The organism is Sorangium sp. So ce448 (assembly GCF_051520915.1).
GTDB lineage: Bacteria > Myxococcota_A > Polyangia > Polyangiales > Polyangiaceae > Sorangium > Sorangium cellulosum_B.
In genome coordinates this window covers 10,379,399-10,394,696 of the sequence record NZ_CP150343.1, presented here as the reverse complement: position 1 = coordinate 10,394,696, position 15,298 = coordinate 10,379,399, and the positions used below count along the sequence as shown (strand labels likewise).

Sequence of the window (15,298 nt, the reverse complement as noted above, 5' to 3'; positions counted from 1 at the left end):
TCTACCTCCGGCAGTCACCGCTCGATCAGCAGCACCGGGCTGCCCGAGAGGGCGAGCGTCACCTTGCCACCGCTCGCGTCGGCGGAGGTCTTCGCGCCGTCCCACGCGTGGACCTCGAACCCGGTTGCCGTCGCGAGCTCGACGCTCGCGGACGCGTCCTCCGTGCTGCTCGCCGTCACGGCCCAGAGGGCGATCCGGCGCTTGCCGTCCTTCGTGAAGACGGCGCCCCGAGCGCCCCCCGGCAGCGCGAGCTCCCTGGTCGCGCTGTCATCGTAGGACGCGCCGAAGAGGACCTCGTTGAGCGTGGTATACGCCTTGCCGAGGTCGGTCTTCGTCGCCTCGTCCACGCTGGCGAGGGCGCCGACATCGTTGTAGAGCCCCATGTGCGCGAACACGTCGTCGCTCCCGTCCTCGCCGTTCGATAGAATGAACCAGTCGACGCCGCCGATGCCGTGCGCCTGCGCCATGGTCATCATCTTGATGAGGTAGTTCCGCGCGTACTCCGGGCTCCCCACCTCCGGGTACTCCGGCGTCCGCGTGAGCGGCGCGCCGTTCTCCGAGACATTCCACCCCTGCACCTCCGCCCCGGCGTCGGCGAGCGTCGCGGCGAAAGCGTCCTTCGACGCGAGGAAATCGTCGACGGACGCATCCGAGCTCTTCGGGCTGAAGATCGGATAATAGTGAAAATCGAGCACGTCGATGTAGGCGCCGCCCTTCTCCGGGTAATCTGACGTGACCGCCCCCCCGTCGGGGTTGTCGGTGTAGCGCAGGATCGCCGAGAGGAACGAGGGGTATCCGATCCCCCCCGTCGCGATCCGCGCGTCCGGATCCGCCTTGCGCGCGGCCTCCTTCGTGACGCGCAGCATTCGTATATAGTCAAATATCGATCCGTTGAACCGGGGGAGATCGGCGGCCTTCGGCGGTTCGGTCCTCCACGTCTCGGTGACGCGCCAGTCGGCCACCCAATCGGGCTCGTTCCACACGTGCCACAGCTTGACCCAGGGCTTGTAGGTGTCGACGGTCCGATACACGTAAGAGGCCCACGCGTTGCCCGGATTCACCGTTCCATCGGCCGAGAAGATCGGCTCGTAAAGGCTATTCGGGATATAGTACTCGTTCTGCCAGTCCTCCGCGTCAGCCGGCGCCACCGTCAGATCGACCGACTCGGAGCCGATGAGAAATCCGATATGGTCCGCCATGCCCAGGGACGCGTACGATTGAATGTCCCCGACCTCGATCTCGTATCCCCACCTCGCGAGGTGGGCCGCTGGCAGCTTGATGCGGAGGCTGCGTACGCCCGCTCGCGCCGCGAGCGTGGCCTCCTTGTCGTCGCCCCAGTCCGCGTTGCGGTGGCCGAGGTTGGCGCCATAGCGAAACGCGTGAGGGAGCCCGCCGTTTCCGCCGCTTCCCTCGTCCCCCCCGCTTCCCCCGTCTCCCCCGCTTCCGCCTCCCCCGGAGCTGATGTCGCCGCCGCCCGACGCGTCGTACCCCGGCGAGTCGTCCCCCGAACCACATGCAACGACAGCTGAAGCGCACAGCAGAGCGGACCATCGACGCATGAACATTCCTCCTCCAGGCAGATCCCGGGAGGCCAGCGTAAGGGAGTTTCGCGTCCAATTTCAGGAAATCTGCGAAGCGGATTGCACTGCGCTCTCCCAGGGGCCGTTCGCCCGCTCTACAGCGGCGGGCACGCCGAGGTCGAGGAGGCGCTCTCGCTGCCGGTCTCCGTGGGCGAGGTGCAGGAGCGCGAGGTGCTCGCCCGTCTGGCTCGCTCGCGCCGCGGCTCAGGTTGGCGATCCTGGCTGACGCAAGCGCGTCTCCCACCGGGCGCGCAGCGCACCGGTGGGGCATTGCTCGATCGCGCAGGAGGTTGCGCGTGGTTGTAGCTCCGCAGCGCGAAGAAGCTGACGAGCGAGTATGAACAAGCTAGACGACGTTCCTGAGTTCCCCTGCGTCAAGACCTGGTATCGGGTCGCGATCACGGACGATGCGGTGATGACTGCCGCTTCTTCAACTTTGGCGCCCACACGGGCGACATCTCGGATCTGGTCGGCGCGCCGGGCGAGATCATGTCCAACGCCGTGCATCCCGATCGAGAGGCGGCCAGGGTGGCGGCGGTCGCCGAAGCCGTCGAGCGGTATTCGTCGTTTTACGTGCCTGCGGGGGATCTTCTGTTCTCTTCGTATGAGGAGCTGGACGGGGCAGCGCCGGAGCCGGACAGCTTCGCCCTGTTTCATCCATCGCAGTACGCGTCGAGCGACGTTTCCTATGTGCCCTTCACCTCCGGCACCCGGGTCCGGTGGGTGCGTGGCTGGTCCATCCAGGATGGGATGCCCGCGTGGCTGCCGGCCCAGCTGACCTTCATGGGCTCCCACCTCGCGCGCGGCGAGCCGCAGATCGCCTACTCGACCAGCAGCGGGGCTGCGCTGGGCGGTACGCTGGAAGAGGCTGCGTTCAGCGCGCTGATGGAGGTCATCGAGCGCGACGCGTTCATGCTCGCATGGAGCAACCGATTGGAGCTGCCGCTCCTCGATTGGCAGGGAGACGACTCGCTTCCTGATCAGGCCTCGGCCGGCGCGAGCAGCGCTGCCCGGTGGCGTGAAAGGTAGCTCCGCACGTCCTCCGCGGGCGTGCCGGTGAGCTCCTCCACGGCCCTCGTCGCCACGTCGAGCGTTCCGCGGGCGATCGCCTCGTCGAAGGAGGCGAGCAGCCCGGCGATCGCCGCGGGCATCCCGGCCTTCTGCATGCCTTGCTCCAGCGCATCACGCGGCACGGGGACGTACTCGATCGACTTGCCTGTGACGGTCGAGGCGATCTGCGCGAGCTCGCGCTGGGACACGGCCGCCGGCCCGGTGATATCGAGCACGCGCTTGCCGTCGAAATCGGCCGCCAGCGCCGCGGCGGCGGCGCGGGCGCAGTCCTCGCGCGTGACGTACCCGGCCTTGCCGTCGCCGGCCGCAGCGATCAGCTGGCCCGTCGCCAGCGCGCGCCGCAGCGAGGGCACGAGGAAGTCCGTATAGAGGTTGTTGCGCAGGACGGTCGCGCCGAGGCCGCTCTCCACAAGGGCGTCCTCGGTGACCTGATGGTCGGGCGCGATCGTGATCGGCGAGCCCGGCCCGGGGTTGGTCAGCGACGTGTAGACCACGTGCCGCACGCCCGCCTTCACCGCGGCCTCGAGCGCGCTCCGGTGCTGCGCGATGCGCCGGCCCGGGCGGTCCAGCGCGTCGGTGCTGATGAGCAAGAGGCGCGCCGCGCCGGCGAACGCCTCCGCGAGCGACGCGGGTGCATCGAAGTCTGCGCGCCGCACCTCGACGCCGCGGGCGCGGAGCTCGCCGAGCTTCTCCGGGTGCCGGGTCGTGACGATGAGCGGCCCTGCGCCCTGCGCGAGCAAGAGATCGACGACGCGCCGCCCGAGCTGGCCGTTCGCGCCGGTGACGAGGAGAGGCTGAGACATGGTGAGAGCTCCTTGTGACGAGGTTGAGCGGATGTTTGCCTCTGTCTCGAATCTGGTGCAACACGCAGAAACTGGCTACTGTGTGCCGGAATGGGAACAATGGATCTGAACCACCTCTCCGTCTTCGCGGCGGTCGCCGAGACGGCGAGCTTCACGGAGGCGGCGCGCCGGCTGGGGGTGCCCAAATCGACGGTCAGCCGGGGCGTCGCGTCGCTGGAGGCGTCGCTCGGCGTGCGGCTCTTGCAGCGGACGACGCGCAGCGTGGCGCTGACGACGGCCGGGCACGCGCTGGTGGACCGCCTCGGCTCGCGGCTCAAGGCGCTGACGGAGGCGATCGAGGGGCTCCCGGAGCTCGAGGACGAGCCGTCGGGCACGCTGCGCCTCACCGCGACGGCCGACTTCGGCACCGAGGTGCTGGCGGAGATCCTCGCCGCCTTCTGCCGCCGCTACCCGCGCATCACGGTGGAGATGCACCTGTCGACGCAGCCCGTGGATCTGGTGAAAGAGGGGTACGACGCTGCGTTCCGGTTCCTCGCGAAGCAGCCGCGAGACTCGACGCTGGTCGCGCGCAAGGTGGGCGAGCTGCACCTGCAATTCTACGCCTCGCCCGCGTACCTGGCCGCGCGGGGGACGCCGAGGACGCTGGAGGATCTCGCGGGGCACGATGGCGTGTCGCTCATCAAGACGAGCCCGTTCGGGCGAGACGAGGTGTCGCGCGCCCGCGCGCGGCTCCGCGTCCGGTGGCTCGTGGACGACGGGTTCTTCGCGCGCGAGGTGGTGCGCAACGGCGGTGGGATCGGCCTGCTCCCGACCTTCCTCGTCCAGCAGGACGTGCTCGCCGGAGCGCTCGTCCGCGTGCTCCCGCGCTGGACGGCGCCGACGGGCGGCGTCTTCCTCGTGTTCCCGAGCGGCCAGCACTTGCCGAGGAAGACCGTCGCGCTGCGCGATCACGTGGTCGAGGCGCTGCGGGTGCAGCTCAAGGCGCGCGCGGGTCGCGCCGGTGAGGGCTAGCGCGGCATCGGGTTGCCACGAACATTACACACGTGTTGGATCCACGGCAGCGCCGCGACGAGATGTGCGGGCGACCCGACCCAGGTTGAGGTCGGGCGATCCGACCCAGGTTGAGGTCGCCGCCTCCTCGGGCACGCGCCTGGCACGGGCCTCGCAGAGGATCGTCTCCGGAAGGAGGCCCCTCATGGATTACGACCGCTTCGTCGAGGAGGTGCAGCGCCGCGCCGGCTTCGAGGGCCGCGATGAGGCCGAGCGTGCGATCTCGGTGACAGCACGGACGCTCGGCGAGCGGCTGCTCGTGGAGGAGGCGGCCGCGATCGCCGGTGGGCTGCCGGGTCCGGTCGCCGCCGTGGTGCGCGGCGCCACATACCAGGGCGACTTCGATCGTGACGAGCTCTACGACCGCATCGCCCGCCGCGAGGGCGCGCCGCGCGGCTTTGGCATGGAGCACGCCCAGGCCGTGTGCCAGGCCATCGGCGAGGCGCTGCCCGAGGCCGAGCGCGTGCGGCTCCAGCGTCACCTGCCGGACTGGGCGGACCTCTTCGCGCCGCGCTCGGCCGGAGCGCCCCCGCCGCGGCCGGCGCACGCCGCGTCCTCACCCGAGACCGGCCAGGGCTCGACGCTCGCGACGGGCCGGCCTGGAAGCCGCCACCCCTTGAGCGAGGCGCGCCCCGAGACGGCCCATGCGCAGTCGGTCGCCCGATCCGATGACCCCCACGCGGATACCAAGCTGTCCAGCAGCCCGGGGCTGACGCAGGAGCGCCTCCGAGAGACGCTGGCCGACGGGCGCCCCGGCCCCGAGCACCCCGTCAGCGAGACGCAGCGCTGACCTGCTAGCTGACCTGCTAGACGACGCAGCGCGGACGGCCCCACCCGGCGCGGGGGCCTCCGGCGCCTGCTTGACAGCGGCCGTGCTCCCGCGAACACTTCGCCTCACGGGCTGCTCCGGGCCCGGCTCCTCGCTCGCCGCCGGCACGGCTCCGCGAGGGGTGAAGAGGGCGCTGCCCTTCGGCGGTCTTCGCTCGTGATGCTGCCGCTCTTCCGTCGGTGCCGGCCGACAAGGACCGATCTCGGCAGATCACCTGGACAGGGCCGATGGGGAACCGCCACCACCACAAGAAGCTGCGCGCCGACGTCCGTGCCAGGATGGCCCGGACCGGCGAGAGCTACCAGAAGGCGCTCGCGCTGATCCTCGACGAGCGTTCCACGACGAAGGCGGCGCGAAACATCGATCTCGTGCCGATCGATTACTTCGGCGCGCCGGCCGCGCTCGCGACCTTCGAGATCGCTGGAAGGCTCGCGTGTCTCGTCGTCTCGAGCCGCCATCGCCCGCGGCCGTTCCCTCAGAGCCCCCTCGTCGCCCTGGCGATGCGTGGGCCTCGGGCCATCCATTGAGTGATCTCCGCGATCCCGTGTGTCGCGAGGTCATGATGAGCACGTCAACGAGAGATCGAATCGACGCCTTTCGCGCGCAAGGCTTCTTCATCATGCGCGCTTTCCTCGACATCGCCGAGCGCGCCGAGCTCCGCCGCGCGTGCGACGCCGCGCTCCTCCGCACACGAGCGCTCTCCCGGGAGACGGGTCACTCGACCCCCGGGATCTCGCTCCTCACGGACGGCGCGACCTGCTTTCAGGACGATCCCTGCGCGATGGAGCTCATCTCCGCGTTCGTCGGCTCCCGGCGTGTCTGCGAGCTGCTCGCCGGCCTCTCCCGCCCGGCAGAGGAAGACGCCCCGCGGCTGAAGGACGCGCATTACTACCATGAGCAGACCCGGCGCGACTGGGACGGGGACTGGCACCGAGACAGCCAGTTCGGCCATTCCGATCCAGAAATCGAGCGCGCGATCGTCGCGACGACGACATCGGTCCACTTCAGGGTGGCGCTGGAAGACGACGATCGGCTCGAGATCGTCCCCGGCTCCCACGCCCGCTGGGACACCCCGGACGAGCTCCGGATCCGCCGGGGCGCCGACCGGACCACGCCGGACATGCCGAACGCCGCGCGCATCGCGTTGCGCGCCGGAGACGCGTGTATCTTCCACGCGTGGTCGATTCACCGCGCAACGTACCTTCGGGCTCCGCCGCGTCGCACGATCGACGCCCTCTACACCTTTGCTCGTCCGACCGTGCGTCGGTGGACGCTACCAGCGATCTGAGGTGGGCCCGTCCGTCGCCCGGCCACCGCGGCGCCCGCCCTCCCGCGCATGCCGGTGCCGGCGTGGCCGTCGCGGCGGTTCTCGCCTTCGCGCCGCGCGCCTGAGCGCCACCGCGGGCTGGGCGTTCTTCCGAGCCCGGACCCGGCCCCGCGAGCGCCGCCGCGGCCTCCGCGCGCGTGACCGGCGCGCGGTCGGCGAGCAGGCACCCGGCGAGCTTACAGCAGCCGCGCGCGAGGTCGCCTATCCTTGCCGCCCATGGCGCCCCGCCCGCCCCTGCTCCACCGCCTCGCCGGCGGGCTGGAGACCCGCCCCGTCAAGGCCGCGATCTCGCTCCTGATCCTCGTCTCGGTCCTGCCCATCCAGGGCCTCGACGAGCAGCTCCGCCCGTATTTCCTGGCGATCTTCGGCGTCGAGCTCCTCTTCCGGGCCGTCCTCCTCCACCAGCGCGGGGACGGGCGGTCGCGCCTCGACGTGCTCCTCTTCGCCTTCGATATCATCGCCTGGATCAGCTTCCTGCCGCTCGAGCGGATCCTCGACGCGCACGCCGCCCACGCCCTCCCCATGCTGCGGCTCTCGCGGCTCTTCCTGCTCCTGCGCTTCACGCGCGAGATCGCGATCGACCTCTACGCGATCATGACGCGGCGCGAGCTGCTCGAGCAGTTCGGGCTCGTCACGCTGGCCGTCTGGGGGCTCGCGTTCGGCTCTTCCGTGCTGCTCAGCCACCTCGCGATCACGCACGACTTCGATGGCCGCGGCCCGACCCCGGACACCGACTTCATCGACCGGATCTGGTGGTCTTTCCGGCAGATCGAGAGCGCCGACAACCTCGTCGAGAACCTCCGGGTTCACCCCGTCGTGGCCGTCGTCTCGCTCGGCCTCACCATGGTGGGCGTCTTCATCACGTCGTTCATCATCGGCATCGGCGCCAACGTGGTCGACCAGGTCGTGCGCGCGGCGCGGCGGCGGCCGGTCCGCTACGCGGGGCACGCGCTCGTGATCGGCCCGGTGCACGAGGCCGAGATGCTGGTGCAGGAGTTCGTCCGGCTGTACGAGCGCCACCGCGCGCTCCGGAGCATCCGGCTCGCGGAGCTCTGGCTGTGGCTCATCCGCCGCGGGCCTCCGCCGACCCGCCACGCGCTGCCGCGGATGGCGCTCCTCGGCACCGAGGACGACCCGCCCGCCTACCTCTACGCGCCGGGGATGCGCTGGGTGAGCTACCGCCAAGGGGACAGCGCGCAGCCGGAGGCGCTCGAGCTCGTGGGCGCCGCCGAGGCGAAGCGAGCGCTGATCCTCGCGCGGCCCGACGCGGGGCCCGACGCCGACGCCCTGACGGCGATGACGCTCTCCTCGTTCCGGACGCAGAACCCGCACGGCCACGTGTTCGTCGAGGTGCAGGAGAGCAAGAACCGCGATCTCATCCAGGAGGTGGGCGGGCCCGGGACACATCCGCTCGACATGCAGCGGTTCCTCGGCTTCTTCCTCTGCCAGCACCTGCTCACGCCGGGCGTGGAGTCCCTCTACACCGACCTCATGACGGCGGACGGCTCCGAGTTCTACACGCACATCTTCCTGGGCGAAGAGGCGGCCGGAGCCGTCGGCAAGCTCGGCAAGGCGCCGACGCACGAGCTCTCGTTCTCGGACATGGCGCGCGCCGCCTACGAGAAGCAGGTGATCCTCGCGGGGGTGTTCCTCGGGAACGAGGCGGCGGTGCCGAAGCGCGAGGAGGGCAAGCTCGTGTCGGTCGAGGGCCTCGTGCCGTGGCTGAATCCGCTGCTCGATCCGCCCGAGGGGTCGCCGGCGTGGGCGCTCGGCGCGCGGGCGGGCCGGGTGCCGGCGCAGCGGCTCAGGGGGCTCATCGGCGTCTCGGCGACCTACGCGCCGCTCCTGGACTACGGGCGAGAGCTTTACAGGGGGCGGGGGATCGAGCGCGCCGCGGCGTCGGACGGCGCGACGGCGGCGCACGCGTGGGCGGCGAAGCTCTCGCTGCACCTCGACGAGATCGAGCGGGTGCTGATCGTCGGGTACAGCCCCGCGCTGCCCTCGCTGCTGCACGCGCTCGCGCGGTTCGTGCCGGGCATCGAGGTGACGCTGGTCCTCGGGGAGCGCGGGGACGAGCGGATGCCGCTCCCCGATCGGCTCGCCTCGCTCGGCGTGACGCCCGGCCCTGGCGGCGCGCCGCCGGGCTCGGACGGGGCGGTGCTCTCGCTCCCGCGCGGGGGCAGCGCGACGGTGTACACGCAGCACGGGCACGACCTCGCCTCGCTCGCGGTGCGCTGCGTGGCGCGCGGCGCGCCGCTCTCCGCGGCGGTGTTCCTGAGCGAGCCCGAGGGGCTCGATCGCGACGCCCGCACGGCGATGCGGGTCATCCGCTTCGCGCGGGCGCTGGCGAGCCGGGAGCTCGCGCACGGCAGGGCGCTGCATGTGCTCGCGGAGTTCTCCTCGGTGGCGAAGGGCGAGCACGTCCGGAGCCTCCTTGCCCCCGACAAGTGCGGCTTGGCCGTGCGGGTCAGCCTCGTCAGCACCGAGCGCATCAAGAACTACTTCATGGTCCACAGCGCCTTCGTGCCGGGAGTAACGGCTCTTTACGATGAGCTCCTCGGCGAGGGCGGGCAGGACCTCGTCCGCATCGAGGCGCCGCCGCCCGACGCGGCGGGGCAGGCGGGCGGCGAGCTCCGCTTCGACGACATCCGGACGGCGCTCGAGTCCCGGGGCGCCATCCCCATCGCGCTGGAGGTCGAGGAGCCGAAGGAGGACCAGCCGGGCGGCGCGAGCCCCGTCGCGCAGCGGGGCGAGCCTCGGGGCGCGAGCCATGTCGCGCAGCCGGGCGAGCGCAGGGTCGTGCACCTGAACCCGCCGCCGGAGAAGGCCTTCAAAACGGCGCTCATCCGCGTCGTGTACGCGCTCGCACGGCGCCAGGATCTCGTGATGCAGGGGGCGCAGCGGCCGAGGCGGGGCGACGCCGGCGAGGCCGCGCTCGGCGAGGAGTCCCCGCGGATCAGCGCGTGATCAGCGCGTAATCAGCGCGTAATCAGCGCGTAATCAGCGCGCCGCCGCGCCTCTTTTTCGCGCCTCGCCCGAAGTCGCGCGATCTTCGCGGCGAGATCTGTATCCTGGAGGCGTGCCCGAGCGCCCGGACCTGGAGTACGTCGTTCCGATCCTCGCGCGCGAGCTCGCGGGCGCGGCCGTTGCCGCGGCGCGGGCCGAGAACTCGGTGGTGCTGCACGTGCTGCTCCCGGAGCGCGTCGACGCGCTCTTGCCGGGCGCGGCGATCCGGCGCGTGGCGCGGCGGGCGCACGCCGTGGTCTTCGAGCTCGACGGGGCGCGCGCGCTCGATCTCGTGATCTCCCCGATGCTGGCAGGGCGGTTCTCGATCACGCGGCCAGGAGAGACGCGGATTCCAACCGATCTCGCCTTCTCGCTGATCCTCGGGGACGGCCGCGAGCTGAGGGTCCGAGACGACGTGCAGATGAGCAAGGTCTACGTGCTCGCGCGGGGCGATTTCGACAGGATCCCCGGGCTCCAGCGCGTCGGCCTCGACGTCCTCGATCCGCGGGTGTTCACGCAGGAGGCGTTCCGCGCCGCGGCGCGCGGGCGGCGCGACCTCGCCAAGGATTTCCTGATGGACGGGACGGCGCTCGACTCCATGGGAGACTCGTACGCCGACGAGGTGCTCTTCGAGGCAAGGATCCACCCGAAGGCGACGGTCCAGAGCCTCTCCGAGGAGGAGACCGACCGCCTGCACGCGGCGATCGCCCGTGTCCTCGGCGACGCGACCCGGACGATCGCCCGGCGCGCGCCGGCGCTGGACGAGCGGCTGCGCGACTTCCTCAAGGTCCGCGGGCGTCCGGGCCAGCCGTGCCCGCGCTGCGGCGACAAGCTCCGTCGCGCGAGCGTCCACGGGCACGACGCGATCTTCTGCCCGGCCTGCCAGCCGGAGGCGCGGCGGAGCACAGCGGGGGATCCGCGCCGCGCCCGGCGGGAGCCGGGCTGAGGCGAGGCTGATAGGAACTCGTCGCCCAACGACGTCTCGTCGCCCGACGACGTGGCTGCCTCGAGCGAACACCGGCCCATCGCGGGCATGCGCCGCATCGCCGGCGCCCTGCGATGTGACGCGCGGTGCTCGCTCACGCCGAAGGGCCGCTCTTCCCTGATCGGGCGCGAGCGGCTGCGTCCCTGAGAACGTTGCGATTCGCGATATCCAGGCGCATCACGCGATGATTCGCCACGTCCGTGATGGATGAAGCGCCTTTGGCGATCCATGCCTTGCGAGCTCCCCGGCACGGTACAAGATGCGGCTGGAGGTGACAGCCGTGGCTGCGTTGAGACCTTTGCCGCGCCGGGATATGTCGTTGTTGCTCACGGAGGTCTTCCCGGCGCTCCGTGCGCTCGCCAGAATGGGCTATTTCGAGTTGAGCGTCGAGGGGACGTCCCTTATTCCGAGGCACGGCCCGGTCGTGTACGTCTGGAATCACTCGGGCTGGTTCGCGCTCGACGCAATCCTCGGCGGCCTGGTCCTGGCGGACTCCGTCGGTGCCGAGCGCCTCCCTTATGGGGCGGTTCAGGATCAGCTGCTGAAGGTCCCCTGGGTCGGGCGATTCTTCGAGCGCATCGGCGGCTTTCCGGCGTCGTGGCTGCGAGACCCACTGGACATGCCTCCCGAGATGCAGCACTTCACCATCTACCCAGAGGGCACCGAGGGCAACTGCAAGCCGTTCTGGCGCGCGTACCGGATGCAGGCGTGGCGGACCGGCTTCGCTCGCCTCGCCGCTGCGCGCCTCGCGCGCGTCGTGCCGGTGGCCGCGATCGGCGGCGAGGAGTGTCTGCCCGTCGCCATGACCCTCCGCACGCTCAAGCCGCTCCTGGGGACGATCCTGCCGGTGCCGCTCTGCCTCTTCCCGCTTCCGTCTCGCTGGAAGTTCATCTTTCACGAGCCGGTGGACATCGAGCCCCTCGGCGCCGGCCCCTTCAGCCGCGACCCAGCCTCGCAAGAGCGCAGATACCACCAATTCGCCGCCCGCGTCCGGGCGACGGTGCAGGCCACGCTCGACCGTGAGACGGCGGATCACCGGCTCGCGCGGCTTGCCAGGTGCGTCGAGCGGCACGCCGGGAACTCCGGCACACGGGATCGTCATGATACCTCAGACTGCTCGGGGGTTCCGGGGTCATGACCGTATCAGCGCCCTCCATCGGTTCTCCGCCCGGGAGGCCTGCGCGCGGCGAGAGCGTCGCGGCTGGACGTCGCCGAGCGCGGCGACGATCACGGTTCGTAGCGCGGCCGACGCCGCCGCGCCCGCTCGCCAGGGGCGCCCTCTGCCGCACGAGCGCCGGACAGCCTCGTTCAGGGGAGGAACTCGGCGCCGGCGGCGGACGCCATCGACGTGCGCACGTAGTTGAGCGGGGAATGATCGCTGAGCGAATACTCGAATTGAACGCGAAGGCCGGGGTAGATCTGTTCTTTGATCCACGACGCCGCACCAGAGGCGAGCGCCGCCAGCCCGAGCGGGGCCTGGAGCGCGTGCGTGTGCTGCAGCTCCCAGGTCGTTTGCGGCGCGGTATACTCGCGTCCAAAGTGCGCGAACTTGCCCGACGTCCTGGGTGGCAGGTGCGGCACGAGGTCTCTCCTGTAGACGTGCCGAAAGAGCCGGCTCCCGAAGATGGGCTCGAACACTCCGGCGAAGACGTCGTCACCGACCATCGGCTGCCCGAACGTGTAGATGCCGCACAGCTTTTTCTTGACCTCTTCGAGAGGGCTCTCCGTGCATATCGCGGCTGCAGCCAGGACCGCCAGCGCGCCGCCCAGGCTGTGCCCGGCGATATAGAGTCTATCCATCGGGAACCTGTCTTCCTTGGTCGGACAGGTGTTCGAGTTCTCTGATTTTGTGACTTCCTTGTCGAATGTCGATTCGCAATGGTGTGCCCTCCTGTCGATCTCGTGTATGTCACAGACGGAGTAGCTCTTTTCGGCGCCCCTGAGGAGGATCCGGACGAGGGGCCACATCGCCAGGAACGCACGGAAAAAGCCGCCGTGTACGAGCCCCGAGGAGAAGAAAGAGTCGGGCTTCATGCTCGCGTCCAGCATCAGCTGGATGGTATTGGTCGGCTGGGTTCCCCCGAAGCAAAGCAAGGCCAGTCTCCCGTCCTTGCTCTGGACCACGTGCGCGCTGCACTCCAGAAAGAGCGGGTCGTTCTTTATGTGCATGGCTACGGTTTTGTTGTTGGGAATTCCCCGGATGCGCAGCATCCTGGCCATGGTGTCGGCGTCCGAGTAGGCCCAGGTGGCGGCGGATGCCAGCAACGACGCAGCCTTATGGTCGTACGTTCCCAGTTTCGCCTTCACCATCCGATCGATGAGCTCCTGATCGCTCGGGAGCTCTTCGTGTAGGATATTTACAATCTCCTTTTCCTCGCACACTCTGCTGAAGTGCTCGCTGAAATACTTGTAGTCGGGTGCTTGTGCGCTGGTGAATTCCATCGATGTCCTGGTCGCTGGCTCATGACTGCTGCGACCGCCCTCCGCGACGTATGATGATGTGCTCTTCCCGCAAGTCAAAGTTGGATATCCCGCGTGGACGCAGGACGACTCATGGGCCGAGAGGCGAGCAGGAGCGTCTTCCTCTCTCCGTAGGGGAGGCGGCGTTCCGTGAGGAGGCAAGCGCCTCCATCAACCTCACGAGCACGAGCAGGGAGCGACGGCGTATTGCGCCCGCCTGCCCGGCGCGCCGCGTTGCCGCTACAGCGCTTCCGGCAGCGGCTCCGGCGGCGCGAGCCCCGCGCTCTTCGCCCTGCACGGGATGCTCACGCCCTGACAGCCGCACTGGTTCTGGCCGCCGTCGGTGATCTTGCCCGCCACGGAACATGGGCGTGATCATGGCGGGCATGAACCCGCGTGAACGGGCCGCCCCCGCCATGGCGGCGCCACCCCCGCGGGGCACCGAGCCGGCCGAATTTCGGCATGACCGCGCGGGCACACCCGGTGCGCACGGGCGCGCGTGCCCACCGCGCCCCGCTACGTCCCTCGACGGCCGCAGGACACAGCCCTCCATCGCCTCGTCCGCGAGCACCTAGCGACCTTCCTCGAGCAGGCGCGCACCACGTACGCCGCCCCGCTGCCGCGCTACGTCGTCGAGGCCCTCGAGCGCTACCTCGCGTGCGGCGACTTCTCGCGAGGCTTCGTGCGCTGCCCCTTCGACGCCTGCGGCCACGACGTCCTCGTCGCCTTCTCCTGCAAGGGTCGTGGCGTGTGCCCGATCTGCGCTGGGCGGCGCATGTGCAACGAGGCCGCGCGCATCACCGATCGCATCCTCCCGAACGTTCCGGTGCGCCAGTGGGTGCTGTCCGTCCCCTTCGACCTGCGTGCCCTCGTCGCCACCAAACCCGACGCGCGGACGGCCTTGGGGCGCATCTTCGCGGAGGAGATTGCGCGCGCCCAAAAGCGCCTCTCGAACGTCGCGCGCAAGGGCAAGGACGACGACGAGCCCTTCGCCGACAAGCCGAGCCGCTTCGCCGCGTCGTACGACGGCTTCGACGTGCACTGTGCCGTGCGCATCGCCGTGAACGACGACGCGGGACCGGAGCGTCTGCTCCGGTATTGCGCGCGCCCGCCCTTCGCGACCGACCGCATCGAGGTGCTGAAGGACGGGCGCGTGGCCTACCTCATGAAGACCGCGCGTCGCGGCAGCACGCTCCGCGTGATGACGCCCATCGAGTTCATGGCCCGGCTCGCGGCCTTGATACCCCCACCCTTCTACCCGATCATCACCTACCACGGCGTCTTCGCTGCCCGCTCGACGTGGCGCCCCCTCGTGACGCCGAAGCCGCCCGCGGGCGGCCCGCGGCCCGCGAAGAAAAAGGCGTGCGACGACGCGAAAGCGCCGAAGGACGAGCCCGCCAAGGCGTCGAAGGAGACGGAGAACGAAGCGCCGGCGCCGCCCGCCGCGTCGCTGCTGTCGCCGACCCCCGACGTCGCGATGCCCACGAGCATCACGGTCGCGCATTGGGAGCGCCTGCTCGACGGCGAGCTCTTGGCCGTGTCGCGCCGCATCGACTGGTATCTTCTTCTCCGCCGAACCTTCGGCGCCGACTCGCTCCAGTGTCCGAAGTGCGAGGGGCGCTTGACGATCCTCGCGACCGGGACCGACCGCGGGGCTGTTACCAAGATCTTGGCCCACCTCGGGCTGCCGACCGCGCCGCCCCCGCGCGCCGCTGCGCACGACCCAACCGACGGGCAGATGACGTTCGACTTCGACGCCGCGTAGCCGCGGCGAGCCACGACGTGCTCCGCTACGAGGGCGTGGTGGCCGCGGTGCGTCCACGGCTCGGCGTCGTGGTGGCGCTCGGGGGTTGAGCGCCACCGTCGACGCCCTCAGCACCGCGGAGGACGGGCCCCGGGCACGGCGTGGCCGGCAGCAACGCCCTCTCGCTTCCTACCGGCCCGTTTCACGGACACCGTGGCGACCTACCATATTCGTCGTGCGTGGCGCATGCTGGACGCGTTTCGTAAGACGGGGCAGCGCAACCTTGGAGAAGCTGCGGCGCGCGCGGCCAAGCAGGCCGAGCACGCCTTCAGGGACATGGAATCGTATTACGGCGAACCCGGGGTAAAGAAGCACCAAGAAGAGCTGGCGTTGCTGCTGGAAGAGCTTGCAACGCCGCAGTAGGGCGCCAGCGCGTTCGTGGC

The 15,298-nt window shown here is 70.2% G+C and carries 13 protein-coding genes; 10 read left to right on the top strand and 3 right to left on the bottom strand.

Going from position 1 to position 15,298, the window contains the following annotated elements:
* Window positions 1–14 precede the first annotated feature (14 nt).
* A complete protein-coding gene (locus tag WMF45_RS39265) occupies window positions 15–1,559 on the bottom strand; it encodes a hypothetical protein (protein WP_437711060.1) in 1,545 nt (514 codons plus the stop codon).
* A 510-nt stretch (window positions 1,560–2,069) separates the two neighbouring features.
* Between WMF45_RS39265 and WMF45_RS39260 the strand changes: the two genes are divergently transcribed.
* On the top strand, window positions 2,070–2,609 hold the full coding sequence (locus WMF45_RS39260) for a YcaO-like family protein (RefSeq protein WP_437711059.1): 540 nt from the start codon (window positions 2,070–2,072) through the stop codon (window positions 2,607–2,609).
* On the opposite strand, the gene WMF45_RS39255 is transcribed toward WMF45_RS39260, so the two are convergent.
* On the bottom strand, window positions 2,561–3,454 hold the full coding sequence (locus WMF45_RS39255) for an SDR family oxidoreductase (protein ID WP_437711058.1): 894 nt from the start codon (window positions 3,452–3,454) through the stop codon (window positions 2,561–2,563). The genes WMF45_RS39260 and WMF45_RS39255 overlap by 49 nt on opposite strands.
* A 90-nt stretch (window positions 3,455–3,544) precedes the next feature.
* Here WMF45_RS39255 and WMF45_RS39250 point away from each other — a divergent pair, with 90 nt between their 5' ends.
* The 7 genes from WMF45_RS39250 (at window position 3,545) to WMF45_RS39220 (ending at window position 11,789) form a co-directional block, all read left to right on the top strand.
* A complete protein-coding gene (locus WMF45_RS39250) occupies window positions 3,545–4,465 on the top strand; it encodes a LysR substrate-binding domain-containing protein (RefSeq protein WP_437711057.1) in 921 nt (306 codons plus the stop codon).
* 184 nt (window positions 4,466–4,649) lie between these two features.
* Entirely contained in the window at window positions 4,650–5,294 is a 645-nt protein-coding gene (locus tag WMF45_RS39245) for a DUF2267 domain-containing protein (protein WP_437711056.1), read from the top strand.
* 266 nt (window positions 5,295–5,560) lie between these two features.
* On the top strand, window positions 5,561–5,860 hold the full coding sequence (locus WMF45_RS39240; RefSeq protein ID WP_437711055.1) for a hypothetical protein: 300 nt from the start codon (window positions 5,561–5,563) through the stop codon (window positions 5,858–5,860).
* Window positions 5,861–5,892: 32 nt separating this feature from the next.
* The gene (locus WMF45_RS39235) at window positions 5,893–6,621 is read left to right on the top strand and encodes a phytanoyl-CoA dioxygenase family protein (RefSeq protein ID WP_437711054.1); all 729 of its coding nucleotides are present in this window, start codon (window positions 5,893–5,895) and stop codon (window positions 6,619–6,621) included.
* 255 nt (window positions 6,622–6,876) lie between these two features.
* Complete coding sequence (locus tag WMF45_RS39230) at window positions 6,877–9,627, top strand: hypothetical protein (protein WP_437711053.1); 2,751 nt, start codon at window positions 6,877–6,879, stop codon at window positions 9,625–9,627.
* A gap of 112 nt (window positions 9,628–9,739) precedes the next feature.
* Window positions 9,740–10,612: a DNA-formamidopyrimidine glycosylase family protein gene (locus tag WMF45_RS39225; protein ID WP_437711052.1), complete on the top strand. Its 873-nt coding sequence runs from the start codon at window positions 9,740–9,742 to the stop codon at window positions 10,610–10,612.
* A gap of 319 nt (window positions 10,613–10,931) precedes the next feature.
* Entirely contained in the window at window positions 10,932–11,789 is an 858-nt protein-coding gene (locus WMF45_RS39220; RefSeq protein ID WP_437711051.1) for a 1-acyl-sn-glycerol-3-phosphate acyltransferase, read from the top strand.
* A 170-nt stretch (window positions 11,790–11,959) separates the two neighbouring features.
* Here the strand turns inward: WMF45_RS39220 and WMF45_RS39215 are convergent, their stop codons facing one another.
* The gene (locus WMF45_RS39215; RefSeq protein ID WP_437711050.1) at window positions 11,960–13,093 is read right to left on the bottom strand and encodes a lipase family protein; all 1,134 of its coding nucleotides are present in this window, start codon (window positions 13,091–13,093) and stop codon (window positions 11,960–11,962) included.
* Between the two features lie 517 nt (window positions 13,094–13,610).
* Between WMF45_RS39215 and WMF45_RS39210 the strand changes: the two genes are divergently transcribed.
* Both WMF45_RS39210 and WMF45_RS39205 read left to right on the top strand, forming a co-directional pair.
* Window positions 13,611–14,876: a transposase gene (locus WMF45_RS39210; protein WP_437711049.1), complete on the top strand. Its 1,266-nt coding sequence runs from the start codon at window positions 13,611–13,613 to the stop codon at window positions 14,874–14,876.
* A 192-nt stretch (window positions 14,877–15,068) separates the two neighbouring features.
* Window positions 15,069–15,278, top strand: a complete 210-nt coding sequence (locus tag WMF45_RS39205) for a hypothetical protein (protein WP_437711048.1) — start codon at window positions 15,069–15,071, stop codon at window positions 15,276–15,278.
* Window positions 15,279–15,298: the final 20 nt, after the last annotated feature.